Below are 14,274 nucleotides of genomic sequence, written 5' to 3' on the forward strand. Positions count from 1 at the left end.
CAGCGGCTCAGCCGCGCAACGCGTCGTCGCGGAACTCGTCGCCTGTGCGTCCCTCTGCGAACCGTTCGCGCTCACGCGCGCGCAGTTCGGCACGACGAATCTTGCCCGAAATCGTCTTCGGGAGCTCGGCGAACTCGACGCGGCGCACGCGTTGCCACGGCTGCAGGTGTTCGCGCGCGTACCGCAAGATGGCGACGGCGGTCTCTTCAGTCGGCTCCCATCCGGCGGCGAGCGCGACGAACGCCTTCGGCACCGCATGGCGGTCAGGATCAGGGGCCGGAACCACGGCTGATTCTGCGACGGCCGGGTGCTCCAGCAACACGGATTCGACTTCAAACGGGCTGATCTTGTAGTCGGACGCTTTAAACACGTCATCGGTGCGGCCGACGTAGCTCACGATGCCGTCAGCGTCTCTCGACGCAATGTCACCGGTGTGGAAGAAGCCGTCGCGGCACGCTTCGGCCGTCTTCTCGGGGTCGCCGATGTATTCGGTCATGAGCGCGAGCGGCTTCTGCGACAGGTCGAGACACAGCTCCCCCTCGCCCACGCCGACAACGATCTCGTTGGTCTCCGGATCAACGAGCACCGAGGGCACGCCAGGCAGCGGCATGCCCATCGAGCCGGGCTTCACCGGGCGGCCCGGAGTGTTGCCGACCTGCGCGGTGGTTTCGGTCATGCCGTAGCCATCGCGGATCGGCAGGCCCCAGGCCCGCTGCACCTGTGCGATCACTTCGGGGTTCAGCGGCTCCCCCGCACCGATGGCTTCCCGCAGCGCCTGCGGCTTGGTTCCGAGGTCTGCCTTAATCAGCAGACGCCACACCGTCGGCGGCGCGCACAGCGACGTCACGTGCTGTTCTCGCAACTGCTGCAAGAATTCAGCCGCCTCAAAGCGGTTGTAGTTGTAGGCGAGAATCGTGGCCTCGGCGATCCACGGCGTGAAGAACGATGACCACGCGTGCTTGCCCCAGCCGGGCGATGACACGTTGAGGTGCACGTCGCCGGGCTGCACGCCCAGCCAGTACATCGTCGAGAGGTGCCCGATCGGGTATGAGGCTTGCGTGTGCTCAACGAGCTTCGGGCGCTGCGTCGTACCGGAGGTGAAGTACAACAGCAGGCGGTCACTCGGGGTGGTTTGCGGGTGCTCGGCGGCGGGCGCGGGCTCCGCGTGTGCGTCGCTGAGGCTGAGCCAGCCGTCGCGCGGCGTCGTGCAGAGGCGGAGGTAGTCGCCCGGAACCTCGTCAAACTTTGCTGCGTCCTCGTCGTTGCAGATGACGGCGCGGGCCTGGCCGCGGTCGACGCGGTCAGCGAGGTCAGTCGGGCCAGCGGCTGTGGCGGTCGGCATGACGACGCCGCCGAGCTTGATAACGCCGAGCATCGTGGTCCACAGCTCGATCTGGTTGTTCAGCATCAGGATGACCGAGTCGCCCTTGCCGATGCCCAGCTTCGCGAGGTACGCGACCATCTCATCGGAGCGCCGCGCCAACTCGTCAAACGTGTACTTTTCGTCGGGCACACCTTCGGCCGCGATAATCAGCGCGGTCTTGTCGTTGCCACGTGCGATCGCATCGAACCAGTCGATGCCCCAGTTGAAGTACTCACCGACGTCGGGGAAGGAGAACTCTGCGTTTGCCCGTTCGGGCTCGCCGCGCAGAGCCAGGAGCTGATCGCGTGCCTCGCGGTACGCCGTTGTCGCGTTCGTCATTCTTCCTCCACCCCGGCGGTTCGGGGTCGCCAGTGGGTGGCACCAGCCTATGCCCGCCGACCGGTGTCGCCCAGGCCGAAAGACAGGGGTGTCGGTTATTGCTCGAGCACGGCGCGGGCGTGCTCGAGCACCGCGTCGGCGACGGCGTCGAGAAGGTCGGAGCGCATGTTCCACTGTTGCCAATACAGCGGAACCTCGACGTGAGAGTCATCGAGGGGGTGCAGTCGGCCCGCGGCTATGCCATCGTCCATCTGAAACGGGAGCAGCTGCCCCCAGCCGAGGCCCATACGAATCGCGTCGGCGAAGTCGCTCGATGCCGGTACACGGTGCCGCGGCGGCTTCGCCGGGTCAATGCCACGGGCGACGAGCCACCGCGTCTGCAGATCATCGCGGCGGTCAAAGTCGACAAGCGGCGCCCGCTCGAGTGCTTCGTTCGTGACGCCACCGGCAAACCAGCGGTCGCGGAAGGCGGTGGTAGCGATCGGCGTATACCGCATGGAGCCGAGCGGAACCACGCGGCAGCCGGCGATGGGAACGGCACGGCTGGTGACGGCGGCAACGACGACGCCCTGTTCGAGCAGCCGTTCTGTGAAGTCTTGATCGTCACGATGCAGGTCGAAGGTGACGGGAAGGTGCTCGGCGAGGGCGACGAGTGGCGGGAGCATCCACGTGCTGAGCGAATCGGAGTTCACAGCGATGGGCAGGCTCGTGCGCGCGGTTTCGTTGCCCATACCGAGCGCCGCCACGGCGTCGCGTTCGAGGTGTGCGAGTTGGCGGGCGAAGCGTACGACAGCCTCCCCCGCGTCGGTTGCGCGCACGGGGCGTGACCGCACCAGCATGACCTGCCCCGTCAGTGATTCGAGCGCGCGAATACGTTGACTCACCGCAGGCTGGCTAATGCCGAGCGCGATCGCCGCGCCCTCCATCGTTCCCTCATCGATGACGGCGGCGAGGGTGAGCGCGTGCTCCGGCGGAATCCTCATGGCCCCTCTCCCTTCAACGGTGAACTATAAGCAATGCTAATGCTCATAAAGGTTTCACTATTGGAAGTTTTCGAGACATGGTTCCACACTGAATCACATGTCGTTCTTCGTTGGCCTCGGAATCGGGCTCTCCCTCATCATCGCGATCGGCGCCCAAAACGCCTTCGTGCTACGACAGGGCGTCCGCCGCGAGCATGTCTTCACAGTGGCACTGCTGTGCGCAGTCTCCGATGCGGTCCTGATTCTGCTCGGCGTCGCCGGGGTGGGTGTCGCGTTGCAAGCCGCGCCTTGGCTCATCGTTATCGCACGGTGGGGCGGTGTGGTATTTCTCGTAACCTACGCAATCCTGGCGCTCCGCCGCGCTCTCAAGCCAGCCGAAACGGGGCTTGTTGCCACCCCGGACGCGGCACCTTCCGTTGCGACGGCCGCTCATGGTTCCGGAACCACGGTGACAGCCAAGAAATCGCTGACTGCCGTCGTGCTGGCGACGCTGGCAATCACGTGGCTCAACCCACACGTGTACCTCGACACGATCGTGTTCTTGGGGTCGGTCGCGCAGACGCAGGGCGACGGACGCTGGCTGTTCGCGATCGGGGCGTTCACCGGCAGCTTTGTGTGGTTCTTCGCTCTCGCCTATGGCGCGCGGTATCTGGGGCGGTTCTTGAGCAGTGCGCGCTCGTGGCGCATTCTCGACATCGTGATCGCGGTCTTCATGCTGGTCATCGCCGCGATCCTCGCGTTCGGTGGGTAGCTCTGCGCACGATACAACAACAAACGGCTCCCACCCGAAGGTGAGAGCCGTTTGTGTAAAGCGAATTAGATCGCGTTTACATCGAGCGGGATGCCCGGGCCGAACGTGGTCGACACAGCACCCTTCTGGATGTAGCGACCCTTCGAGCTCGCGGGCTTCAGGCGAACGATCTCCTCGAGAGCTGCCTTGACGTTGTCGTCGAGCTGCTCAGCGGTGAACGATGCCTTGCCAACGATGAAGTGCACGTTTGCGTGCTTGTCAACGCGGAACTCGATCTTTCCGCCCTTGATCTCTTCAACAGCCTTAGCGGTGTTCGGGGTAACGGTGCCGGTCTTCGGGTTCGGCATGAGGCCACGCGGACCAAGTACCTTACCGAGACGACCGACCTGGCCCATGAGCTCAGGGGTCGAGACAGCTGCGTCGAATGCGGTCCAGCCGCCAGCAACCTTCTCGATGAGCTCTGCGCCACCGACCTCGTCAGCGCCAGCAGCGATTGCTGCTTCTGCTGCCGGGCCCGTTGCGAAAACGATCACGCGCGACGTCTTACCGGTGCCGTGCGGAAGCATAACCGTACCGCGGACCATCTGGTCTGCCTTACGGGGGTCAACTGCGAGCTTGAGAGCAACCTCAACAGTCGAGTCGAACTTTGCTGAGCCGGTCTCCTTGGCCAGTGCAACAGCCTCGGTGGGCGTGTAGAACTTGCCTTCTTCGATCTTGGCAGCAGCGGCCTTAAATGCCTTGGACTTCGTAGCCATGATGTTCCCCTTAGCCCTCTACCGTGATGCCCATGGAGCGAGCGGTACCAGCGATGATCTTCGATGCAGCATCGATGTCGATCGCGTTCAGGTCGGCCATCTTCTGCTCAGCGATCGCGCGGACCTGGTCTGCGGAGATCTTTGCAACCTTGACGGTGTGCGGCGTCGACGAACCCTTGGCAACACCAGCTGCCTTCTTGATGAGCTCAGCTGCCGGCGGCGTCTTCAGGATGAACGTGAAGCTACGGTCTTCGTAAACGGTGATCTCAACAGGGATCACGTTTCCGCGCTGCGACTCGGTCGCTGCGTTGTAGGCCTTGCAGAACTCCATGATGTTCACGCCGTGCTGACCCAGAGCGGGACCAATCGGCGGAGCCGGGTTGGCTGCACCAGCGTTGATCTGAAGCTTGATCAGGCCGGTCACCTTCTTCTTAGGTGCCATTTCCTTTTCCTTTCTTCGAACGAAACTCTCGCTTCGTTCTCCCGCACTTCCGGCCGTTCCGGAACGCGGTTGCTTACACGCGCACGAATGCGGCGCACAAACCACACAAGTCTACCTCATTCGGTACCCTGCTCACGACCCACGCCGTCACTTTGCGGGCACGTGGCTCATCGACGCAAAAGGCCCCGGCAAACCGGGGCCTTTCACAAGTAAAAGTCTTAGATCATCTTGGTGACCTGGTCGAACGACAGTTCGACCGGGGTCTCACGCTCGAAGAGCGAAACCAGAACCGTGAGCTTGCCGCTCTCAGGCTTGATCTCGGAGATCGTACCGGGAAGGCCAGCGAACGAGCCCTCCTTGATCGTGATCGTCTCGCCAACCTCGAAGTCAACCTCAGCAGCAACCGAGCGAACCGGAGCGGCAACGCCGTTCTTGCCGGCAGCCTTGGCGAGCTGAACATCCTTGACCTCGACGAGCGACTTCAGCATGTTGAAGGCCTCTTCGAAGCGCAGCGGCGTCGGGTTGTGAGCGTTGCCCACAAAGCCGGTGACGCCAGGCGTGTGGCGAACAACCGACCAGGTGTCTTCGTTCAGTTCCATACGCACGAGCACGTAGCCCGGGATGCGAACGCGGGTGACCATCTTGCGCTGGCCATTCTTGATCTCGACGACGTCCTCCATGGGGACCTCGATCTGGTAGATGTCTTCTTCTACCTCAAGAGTCGACTTACGCTGCTCGATGTTGGCCTTAACCTTGCGCTCGAAGCCAGCGTACGAGTGGATGACGTACCATTTGCCGGGCAGCGTGCGCAGTTCCAGACGGAAAGCCTCGTACGGGTCAGCGTCTTCGTCGCCATCCTCGGGGCCGTCGTATGGGGTGACCTCGTCAGCGGCCTCGGCGGCCTGCTCGGCTACTTCTTCGGCGAGTGCGTCGGTGAGAACCTCGGCAGCGGCTTCCGCTTCAGCCGTCTCGTTAATGTCGAGCGCGTCGTTCACGATTGCGTCAGCCTCCGGGTCGTTGATGTCAATGTCGTCGAGGTCGCTGTCGTCGTCAGCGTCTTCGTCGTCGACGATGTGCATAGCGGCCGTCTCTGCGGCGTCGCTAGCGTGCTCGTCTGATGCGAGGACGTTGCCCTCTTGAGCCTGGTCATCCTCGCTGGACTGCTCTGCCGCGGGCGCCCAGTCGGCGTCGTCGTGAATACGTTCAGTCACTGGAATCTCTTTCGTCGATGATTGGCGGAACCCCTTCCGCCAATTGGTTCGCGAAGCGAACCGTGCGTCAGGATGGCACTCCGAAGACGACGTTGGCCATCGCCAGGAACAGCGTGTCGAGGCCAAACACCAAGGCCATCATGACGACGACGAAGCCGAGAACAACCGCGGTGAACTTGACGAGTTCTTTGCGTGTCGGCGTGACGACTTTGCGAAGCTCGGCGATCACCTGACGGAAAAACAGCGCAATACGCGCGAAGACGTTCATCTTCTTCGCTGCTACTGCACCGTTCGCCGCGAGCTCGCCGCGCGAAGCGTCATCAACCATCGTGAATGTACCTTTCGTGAGCCAGCGTGCGCTGACGCGCAGGGCGGACAGGAATCGAACCTGCAACCTGCGGTTTTGGAGACCGCTGCTCTGCCAGTTGAGCTACCGCCCTAGAGGCCTTGCGGCCTCGAGGTGAAACCTACCTTCTTCACCATGACAGGCATGGCAAAAGAATGCAGATTTCAACTGCATCCCCAAGCATACGGCATGCCAGAAGCGTCGGCGAACCAACCCGGAATCCCGCGCGCGTCGAAACCGGAACCAGCCGTCACGAACCACAGGAATGGTTCCGCCATCGCGCCCCTCCCCTCGTTGTGCACAAGACCCGCGTCGTTTCGCGTGAATGCGGCACGCCGCGTAGAGTCGAAGTTCAGATGAGAGCGCGATTTTGGGAGTGCATGTGACCTCGTCCCCGCAACAGTTTCAGGTAGACCTGCGAGGCGTTGTCGACCTGCTGAGTCGGCACATTTACTCCAGCCCACGTGTCTACCTGCGAGAACTCCTGCAAAATGCTCGCGATGCGATTACGGCGCGTCGCGATCTCGATGGCAACGGTGGTTCGATTCGCATCACGCCGATCGGCCCCGCGTCTGACGAATTCGTGTTGCGCGATGACGGCATTGGCCTCACCGCCGATGAGGTGGCCGAATTGCTCGCCACGGTCGGCCGCAGCTCGAAGCGCGACATTTTTGACCTGCCCCGGCAGGATTTTCTTGGCCAGTTCGGCATTGGCCTGCTCAGCTGCTTCATGGTGGCCGACGAGATTGTGATTCGCTCGCAGAGCGCCACGGGCGCCGCCGCCGTCGAATGGATCGGCAAGACAGACGGCACGTTCACCGTGCGGGAGTTGGCGGAACCATTGCCGGTCGGCACGAGCGTGCATCTCACACCGCGCGCGGGGCAAGATGAGCTGCTGCGCTCGGCGACCGTTCGCCGGCTGACGGAGACGTTTGGCGAGTTTCTCCCCTACCGCATCGCGATTGACCTACCCGGCGGCGGCGATGACGTCGTCAACCACGAGCCGCCGTTTCTCGACGTCGCTTCACACCCCGAAAAGGCGCTGGAGTACGGAGCCACGCTGCTGGGCACGCAGCCGTTTGACCTGATTGATCTGTCGGCGCCCGGAACCGGCTCCCGCGGCATCGGGTACGTGTTGCCGTTTATGCCACCGCCGAGCGCGCGTCAGACCAGCCGTGTCTACCTCAACCGCATGCTGTTGGGTGAGCGCATCCCTGACCTACTGCCCGAGTGGGCGTTCTTCGTGCGCGCGGTCGTGGATTCAACCGGCATGCACCCCACCGCGAGCCGCGAATCGCTCGTGGAAGATGACGCTCTTGAAGAGACCCGCGAAGCATTCGGTCAGGCGATTCGCCGCTGGGTGCTCGATCTCGGCCTCACGCAGCCGCACCGCCTGCAACAGTTCGTCGCGATTCACGAGGTTTCGCTGAAGTCGCTTGTTCGCCACGACGAGGAGCTCGCGCAGTTCATCGTGCGGTGGCTGACCGTCGAAACCACGCACGGCCGCCTCACGATTGGCGATCTCGTGCAGCGCTTCGGACGCGTGCGCTACGCCGAGACCGTCGACGAATATCACCAGGTCGCGAGTATTTCTGACGCGTCGACCGTGCTCGTCAATGGCGGATACCTGTACGACGCTGACATCGTGCGTATGTTGCCGACGCTCTACCCCGCCGTTCTTGTCGAGCGCGTCGACGTGGTCAGCGAATTCGAGCGCCTCGACCCGCCGCCACTGGACGACCGCGACACCACGGTCGCCCTCGAAGCTCGCGCGTCGGCCGTGCTCGCCGATGTCGACACCACGGTCATCGTGCGCACGCTCGACCGCCAGAGCCTGCCGGCGCTTTACGTTGCCGACCCCGAAGTGCTGCGCAAAATCGATCGCACGCGCGCCCAAGGCATTTCCGGGTCGCTGTGGTCTGGTGTGCTGGGCAAGCTCGATGAGATCACGTCGTCGATGCGGCCTGACGACACCGATCTGTCGGCCCGCCTGTGCCTGAACTGGGGCAACAAGACCGTGCGCACGCTCACCCGCGTGACCGATGACGCGGTCTTCTCCCGCACCGTGCAGCTGCTGTACGTGCAGGCGCTCCTGGCCGGTCACCGTCCACTGTCTGAGCGCGACCGCGCCCTCATGACGACCGCGCTCGCAGACCTCATCGCGCTTTCTGCGGGCGAAATTGAGCCCGATTTCCTCCCGCCTCTTGAGAACGGCAACGCATGACCACGGCCGACGACATTACCGCCCTGTTCCAGCAGATCGACCACACGCCGTGGGGTGCTGAAGAGCGTGAACTCACCGCGCGCGCCGTGGCGATGGCCGTTGAGATCGGCGACGAAGAGCTCGAGTACCGTGCCCGCATGCGCCAGACGTCATCGGCCAATCAGGGCGGCGACACCACCCTGTTGCTGAGTTCATTCGCGTGGTGCCTCGCGAAGCACGATGCTGACCCCACGCGCTTCCCCTCCGACATCGGCAACGGCGGCGCCGACCTGATGTGGCACTTCAAGTGGATGGCCTCCACCCTGCGCGCGAGCCCCGAGTTCAGCACTGAGCAGATTCAAGCGGTGCTGGACGACATGGAGGCGCACTTCCGCGCCGAGGGCCTCGGCCTCAGCGCCGTCGCGATGGCCCGCTTCGAAGATGCGTGGGGTTCTGGCCGTCTCGCTGAGGCCGAAGAACGTCGCCTCGTGCTCGAAGCAACGCCGCGCGACGACCACAGCCACTGTGATGCGTGTGGACGCAGCCAGCTCGTCGGCTACTTTGCCGATACCGACCGCGATGACGACGCCATCCGCCTCGTTGAAGAAATGATCGAGGGCGGCTTCGGCTGCGGTGAAGAACCCGAGCACGCGCTCGCCCGCTCCCTCCTCCCCTTCCTGCGTGCCGGCCGGTTCGCCGATGCCAAACGCGCACACTTGCGCAGCTACCGTCTCGCTCGCGACAACGCCGACAACCTCGGCATGGTTGCCACCAACATCGTGTTCGCCGCGATCACCGGCAACGAGGCTCGCGCTCTCGCCATGGTTGAGCGCCACGTGCGCTGGCTCGCCCACGATGCCCTCAACGTCGCCGGGCACGCCCGGGCGCTCCGTGCCTTCGGCATCGCCCTCGACGCCGTCACGCGCTCCGGCCACGGCACGAGCGTCGTTCGCGGCACGGATGCCGCCGAACTCGTGCGATTCTTCGGCGAGCACGATGGCGCATGGACAGCCGCCGAACTCGCACCGGTCGTGTGGGCACGGGCCGCAGAGATTGGTGCACGCTTCGATGCGCGCAACGGAACCACGGCTTTCGCCGATGCGCTGGCTCGCGATAAACGCGTGGCTGAGTCGCGCTTTGATGTGCCCATTCTCTCTGAAGCCTTCACTCCCGAGCCGGTAGCCCTGGTTCCGCAGACTGCAGCGGAGCGCTTCACCCGCGCGATCGAGCTGAGCGACTGGGGCGACGCCGCGGGCGCGCTCGCCGCGCTACAGGCGGCGCTCGATGACAACGATCCGAAGCACGCGGCCGATCTGCACGGCCTCATGGTGGGTGCACTGTTGGCTTCGGACCGACAGGATGACACCGCCCCGCACCTCGCGGCATACGCTGCGGCCAGTCGCGCCGACGGCCACGAAGAACTCGCTCGTCTCATCGACGACCTCGGGCTCACACTGTTCGGCGTCGAGGGCGAAGCGTCGGTTCCGCGCATGATGCAGGCGGCCGAGGCCGCCGTGTCTCCCGGCGTTCGCGCCGTCACGCTGAGCGGTATCGCGAGTGCGTACTTGCGCGACGGCAAGGTGCAGGAGGCGCTCGACATGGCGCAGCTGTCGCTTGAAGCCTTTGTGATTCACGGAGACGCCGAAGACATCGTTGATGCGCTCGCCAACGTCGCGTTCTACGCCGGCATCGCCGGTGACGCAGCCGTGGCTCGCACGGCGGCCGATCAGGGCCTCGAGATGCCCGCGGCCTCCCAGGGCCAGCGGGCGTCATTGCTCGAGATTCGCGGCCGTATTCGTGGCGGCGAAGGTGAGTTCGTCGAGGGCGCGGCCGACGCTGATGAGGCGTCGCGTCTCATCGCGCTGATCGGTGCGACGTGGGGCGCTGCTCGCGTCTCGGTTCTGGCGGGCGCGATGTACGAAGACGCCGGCATGCCCAGCGAAGCCGCGACCCGCTACCGCGTGACGCTTCGTCAGGTCGAGCGTGACGGCGACGACACGGCCGCCGTGCGGTTCCGCCTTGCGCGCGCGCTCCTTTCCGCAGGCAACGCTGGCGAAGCAGCCGAACTGCTCTCAGCCGTTCACGAAGAGGAGGCCGCGGCGGATGCCCCGGCCGCGAGCCGTGCCGAAACGGTGGCGCTCCTCGCCGAAGCGTTCGAGGTTGACGAGCAGTACGGCAACGCCGTCGGTGCGTGGGGCTACGCCGCCGATCTGTTCGAGCAGGCCGAAAGCCTGGCCGGCCGCGCTCACGCGCTGTCGATGCAGGGCCGCATTCTCGGCCAGTTTGGCGAGACCGAAGAATCAGTGGCGTTGCTCGAGCAAGCCATTGACCTGGCCCGTCACGAGCCCGACAACGTCGTGCTGCTCAGCCGCTCACTGCACCTGCTCGCGCAGACGCTCGGGGCTGTTGGTGATGAGCGTGCCCTCGCGGTGCTCGACGAAACCGAGCAGCTCGCTCGCGACAACAACGCCCCGTGGCTGATCGCTGATGTCACCGACTCCCGCGCCCGTGCGCTGGGTGCGATGGGTCAGCTCGATGACGCGATCGCGATGGCGCTGCGCGCCGCCGACAGCTACGACGCCGAAGACGATGCCCAATCCGCTGGCGGAGCCGAACTCTTCGCCGCTCGCGTGCTTGCTGGTTCCGATCGCCTGGACGCCGCCATCAGCATCTACCGCACCCTGCTCGCACGCCCGATCACCGGCACCCCGGTGCACCAGGTCGCAGCACTCGAACTCGGCAACCTCCTGACGACGCTCGGCCGCCACGGCGAAGCCGCCGAGGTACGCACCGCGCTCGACGAGTAGTCGCGGGCGCGAGCCCGGCGTTATGCAACACTGATGCCCGTCATTCCTGAGCGGCCGGCCGATTTTGTGCGGCTTAACGTATTTTCTTGATGCATAACTCTGCGCGAAGGGGCCCGTTCGGGCGCATCCGCCAACGGCTCCGCACCAAGCGCACAAAGAAGCGGGGCGGAACCATGTGGTTCCGCCCCGCTTCTTGCTTGCGTATGCGCGTTAAGCGACGCGGATGAGCTTCTTGTTGACGAACTCTTCCGTCGCGAGCGAACCCATTTCGCGGGCGGTGCCGGAGCGCTTCACGCCTCCGAAGGGCAGTTCGGGCGAGTCAGCCAGCACGATGTTGACGTAGACCATGCCCGCGTCCATCTTGTTGGCGACGCGGTCGGCCTGCTCCGGGTCGGTCGTGAAGACGTACGAGCCGAGGCCGAATGTGGTGTCGTTCGCGAGAGCGACGGCCTCGTTCTCGTCGGCGACGCGGTACACGACACCGGCCGGCCCGAAGAGCTCTTCGCCGTACACGTTCATGTCACTCGTGACATCGGTCAGGACGGTCGGTTCGAAGAACGCGCCGTCACGCTTACCGCCGGTCACAACGCGCGCACCCTGCGAAACAGCCGTGTCGATCTGCTCCTGGAGTCGCTCAGCCGCGATGAGGGACGACAGCGGGCCGAGCACGGTGTCTTCTTCGAGCGGGTCACCAACGGTGGCGGCAGCCATCTTCGCGGTGAACTTTTCGAGGAACTCGTCGTACAGCTCGTCGACAACGATGAAGCGCTTCGCGCCGTTGCACGACTGGCCGGTGTTGTCCAGACGCGCATCGGTTGCCATCTGCGCGACAGCATCGAGGTCGTCGGTCGAGAGCACGATGAACGGGTCAGAGCCACCGAGCTCGAGCGCCACCTTCTTGAGGTGACGGCCAGCGACCTCGGCAACAGCCGCACCTGCACGCTCCGATCCGGTCAGCGAGACGCCCTGCACGCGCGGGTCGGCGATGATCGTCGCTGCCTGCTCGTTCGTCGCGTACACGTTGACGTAGGCACCGGCCGGGAAGCCTGCGTCGAGGAAGATTTTCTCGATCGCCGCTGCCGACTCCGGGCACTGCGATGCGTGCTTGAGGATGATCGTGTTGCCGTTGACAATGTTCGGCGCTGCGAAGCGAGCAACCTGGTAGTACGGGAAGTTCCACGGCATGATGCCGAGCAGCACGCCGAGCGGCGCACGGCGGACAACGGCCGTACCCTCGCCCAGAATGTCGATCGGCTGGTCTGCCGTGAACTTCTCCGCGTTATCGGCGTAGTACTCGATGATGTCGGCGGCAAAGTCCACCTCACCGAGACCGCCTTCGCGGGTCTTACCCATTTCACGCACGATGATGTCGGCGAGCTCGTCGCGACGCTCGCGGTGCAACTCTGCGACACGGCGCAGTAGCGCCGCACGCTCAGTCACGGTCGAAGCGCGCGACCACCCGGTGTACGCGGAGTGGCTGAGCGTAACGGCGCTCTCAATCTCTGCGTCCGTGGCGACGGGGTAGCTGGCAACGGTCTCACCGGTTGCCGGGTTGATGACGGTGTAGTCACTCATCTCTGGTCCTTTCAGATCAGCTGACGGGGATCAGCGTGTACTTCGTCGACAGGTATTCGTGGATGCCCTCAAGGCCGCCTTCGCGGCCGACACCCGACTGCTTGACGCCACCAAACGGGGCGGCAGCGTTCGAAACGACACCAACGTTGAGACCCATCATGCCGGTCTCCAGGGCGTCAATCATGCGGTGTCCGCGAGCGAGGTCTTCGGTGAAGACGTACGACACCAGGCCATACTCGGTGTTGTTCGCGAGGCGCACGGCTTCGTCTTCGGTGTCGAAGGTGGCGATCGCCAGCACCGGTCCGAAGATCTCCTCACGGAGAATGGCGGAACCATCAGCAACGTCGGTGAGGACGGTGGGCTCGTAGAACGAGCCGTCGCCGACAACAACCTTGCCTCCGGTGGTGACAGTGGCACCGCGCGTCACGGCATCCTGCACGAGCTCGTTTGCCTTGGCGACGGCGTCGTCATCGATGAGCGGGCCGATCTCGACGCCCTCTTCGGTGCCGCGACCGATCTTCATGGCGTTGACCTTTTCGGTGACGCGACGAGCGAACTCGTCCTTGACCGAGGAGTGCACGATGAAACGGTTGGCCGCAGTGCAGGCCTGGCCAATGTTGCGGAACTTCGCCGCCATCGCACCGGTCACAGCCTTGTCGAGGTCGGCGTCTTCGAAGACGACGAACGGGGCGTTGCCGCCGAGCTCCATCGAAACGCGCAGCACGCCCTCGGCGGCCTGAGCGATGAGCTTGCGGCCCACTTCGGTCGAGCCGGTGAAGGAGAGCTTACGCAGACGCGGGTCGGCGATGATCGGGGCCGACAGCGCCGACGACCGCGACGTCTGCACGACGTTGACGACACCAGCGGGAACACCGGCTTCTTCCAGCAGCTGCGTGAAGAAGATCGTCGTGAGCGGCGTGAGTGCCGGTGGCTTGATGACGACAGTGCAACCCGCCGCGAGCGCCGGAGCGATCTTGCGGGTTGCCATTGCGAACGGGAAGTTCCACGGCGTCACGAAGAAGCACGGGCCGACCGGGCGCTGCGAAACCACCATGTGTCCGGTGCCTTCGGGGTTGGTTCCGTAGCGACCCGCAATGCGCACGGCTTCTTCACTGAACCAGCGGAGGAACTCGCCGCCGTAGTTGACTTCGCCGCGAGCTTCACCGAGCGGCTTACCCATTTCGAGGGTCATCAACAGCGCGAGATCTTCCTTGCGCTCCTGCACCAGGTCGAAAGCGCGGCGCAAAATGTCGCTGCGGGTACGCGGTGCGGTTGCCGCCCAGGCGTCTTGTGCTGCCACGGCGGCGTCGAGGGCACGGATACCGTCGGCGGGCGTCGCGTCAGCGATCGAGGCGATGACGCTGTTCGTCGCGGGGTCGCGCACGTCGAAGGTCGCGCCCGACTCGGACTCTACCCACGCTCCGTTGATGTACAAGCCAGACTTGACGCCTGCCAGCAACTGAGTTTCGCGGTCGCTCATTATTTCTCCTTGTCGGATT

General features: G+C 64.4%; 11 protein-coding genes and 1 tRNA gene. 3 read left to right on the forward strand and 9 right to left on the reverse strand.

The genetic code is table 11. The annotated features are described in order from the left end of the window. Positions 1 to 7 precede the first annotated feature (7 nt). Together ACQUSY_RS05065 and ACQUSY_RS05070 are read right to left on the reverse strand one after the other, a co-directional pair. On the reverse strand, positions 8 to 1,702 hold the full coding sequence (locus ACQUSY_RS05065) for an AMP-binding protein (RefSeq protein ID WP_428903417.1): 1,695 nt from the start codon (positions 1,700 to 1,702) through the stop codon (positions 8 to 10). Positions 1,703 to 1,797: 95 nt separating this feature from the next. Beyond that, on the reverse strand, positions 1,798 to 2,685 hold the full coding sequence (locus ACQUSY_RS05070) for a LysR family transcriptional regulator ArgP (protein WP_428903418.1): 888 nt from the start codon (positions 2,683 to 2,685) through the stop codon (positions 1,798 to 1,800). A 97-nt stretch (positions 2,686 to 2,782) separates the two neighbouring features. Here ACQUSY_RS05070 and ACQUSY_RS05075 point away from each other — a divergent pair, with 97 nt between their 5' ends. Further along, positions 2,783 to 3,436 carry a LysE/ArgO family amino acid transporter gene (locus ACQUSY_RS05075; RefSeq protein ID WP_428903419.1) on the forward strand — a complete coding sequence of 218 codons (654 nt, stop codon included), beginning with the start codon at positions 2,783 to 2,785 and terminating at the stop codon, positions 3,434 to 3,436. 65 nt (positions 3,437 to 3,501) lie between these two features. Here the strand turns inward: ACQUSY_RS05075 and rplA are convergent, their stop codons facing one another. From rplA to ACQUSY_RS05100, 5 genes are all read right to left on the reverse strand, one after another. Further along, positions 3,502 to 4,191, reverse strand: a complete 690-nt coding sequence (gene rplA / locus ACQUSY_RS05080; RefSeq protein ID WP_428903420.1) for a 50S ribosomal protein L1 — start codon at positions 4,189 to 4,191, stop codon at positions 3,502 to 3,504. A gap of 10 nt (positions 4,192 to 4,201) precedes the next feature. Next, the gene (gene rplK, locus ACQUSY_RS05085; protein ID WP_428903421.1) at positions 4,202 to 4,633 is read right to left on the reverse strand and encodes a 50S ribosomal protein L11; all 432 of its coding nucleotides are present in this window, start codon (positions 4,631 to 4,633) and stop codon (positions 4,202 to 4,204) included. Between the two features lie 218 nt (positions 4,634 to 4,851). After that, positions 4,852 to 5,844, reverse strand: coding sequence for a transcription termination/antitermination protein NusG (gene nusG, locus ACQUSY_RS05090; protein WP_428903422.1), 993 nt, complete (start codon positions 5,842 to 5,844; stop codon positions 4,852 to 4,854). Positions 5,845 to 5,911: 67 nt separating this feature from the next. Beyond that, positions 5,912 to 6,172, reverse strand: a complete 261-nt coding sequence (secE, locus tag ACQUSY_RS05095) for a preprotein translocase subunit SecE (RefSeq protein ID WP_428903423.1) — start codon at positions 6,170 to 6,172, stop codon at positions 5,912 to 5,914. Positions 6,173 to 6,211: 39 nt separating this feature from the next. After that, a tRNA-Trp gene (locus ACQUSY_RS05100) sits at positions 6,212 to 6,284 on the reverse strand. 282 nt (positions 6,285 to 6,566) lie between these two features. Between ACQUSY_RS05100 and ACQUSY_RS05105 the strand changes: the two genes are divergently transcribed. Together ACQUSY_RS05105 and ACQUSY_RS05110 are read left to right on the forward strand one after the other, a co-directional pair. After that, on the forward strand, positions 6,567 to 8,414 hold the full coding sequence (locus ACQUSY_RS05105) for an HSP90 family protein (RefSeq protein ID WP_428903424.1): 1,848 nt from the start codon (positions 6,567 to 6,569) through the stop codon (positions 8,412 to 8,414). Beyond that, positions 8,411 to 11,200, forward strand: a complete 2,790-nt coding sequence (locus tag ACQUSY_RS05110) for a tetratricopeptide repeat protein (RefSeq protein WP_428903425.1) — start codon at positions 8,411 to 8,413, stop codon at positions 11,198 to 11,200. Before ACQUSY_RS05105 ends, ACQUSY_RS05110 begins: the two co-directional genes overlap by 4 nt. A gap of 210 nt (positions 11,201 to 11,410) precedes the next feature. Here the strand turns inward: ACQUSY_RS05110 and ACQUSY_RS05115 are convergent, their stop codons facing one another. Further along, on the reverse strand, positions 11,411 to 12,775 hold the full coding sequence (locus ACQUSY_RS05115; RefSeq protein ID WP_428903426.1) for an NAD-dependent succinate-semialdehyde dehydrogenase: 1,365 nt from the start codon (positions 12,773 to 12,775) through the stop codon (positions 11,411 to 11,413). 16 nt (positions 12,776 to 12,791) lie between these two features. Continuing rightward, the gene (locus tag ACQUSY_RS05120; RefSeq protein WP_428903427.1) at positions 12,792 to 14,255 is read right to left on the reverse strand and encodes an NAD-dependent succinate-semialdehyde dehydrogenase; all 1,464 of its coding nucleotides are present in this window, start codon (positions 14,253 to 14,255) and stop codon (positions 12,792 to 12,794) included. Positions 14,256 to 14,274 lie beyond the last annotated feature (19 nt).

Origin of the sequence: Microbacterium daqui (assembly GCF_050408675.1) — a bacterium.
GTDB lineage: Bacteria > Actinomycetota > Actinomycetes > Actinomycetales > Microbacteriaceae > Microbacterium.

What these genes read in the sequence shown, in the direction of transcription:
- ACQUSY_RS05065 (WP_428903417.1), bottom strand. Translation starts at nt 1,702, where the DNA reads ATGACGAACGCGACAACGGCGTACCGCGAGGCACGCGATCAGCTCCTG.
- ACQUSY_RS05070 (WP_428903418.1), bottom strand. Translation starts at nt 2,685, where the DNA reads ATGAGGATTCCGCCGGAGCACGCGCTCACCCTCGCCGCCGTCATCGAT.
- ACQUSY_RS05075 (WP_428903419.1), top strand. Translation starts at nt 2,783, where the DNA reads ATGTCGTTCTTCGTTGGCCTCGGAATCGGGCTCTCCCTCATCATCGCG.
- rplA (WP_428903420.1), bottom strand. Translation starts at nt 4,191, where the DNA reads ATGGCTACGAAGTCCAAGGCATTTAAGGCCGCTGCTGCCAAGATCGAA.
- rplK (WP_428903421.1), bottom strand. Translation starts at nt 4,633, where the DNA reads ATGGCACCTAAGAAGAAGGTGACCGGCCTGATCAAGCTTCAGATCAAC.
- secE (WP_428903423.1), bottom strand. Translation starts at nt 6,172, where the DNA reads ATGGTTGATGACGCTTCGCGCGGCGAGCTCGCGGCGAACGGTGCAGTA.
- ACQUSY_RS05110 (WP_428903425.1), top strand. Translation starts at nt 8,411, where the DNA reads ATGACCACGGCCGACGACATTACCGCCCTGTTCCAGCAGATCGACCAC.
- ACQUSY_RS05115 (WP_428903426.1), bottom strand. Translation starts at nt 12,775, where the DNA reads ATGAGTGACTACACCGTCATCAACCCGGCAACCGGTGAGACCGTTGCC.
- ACQUSY_RS05120 (WP_428903427.1), bottom strand. Translation starts at nt 14,255, where the DNA reads ATGAGCGACCGCGAAACTCAGTTGCTGGCAGGCGTCAAGTCTGGCTTG.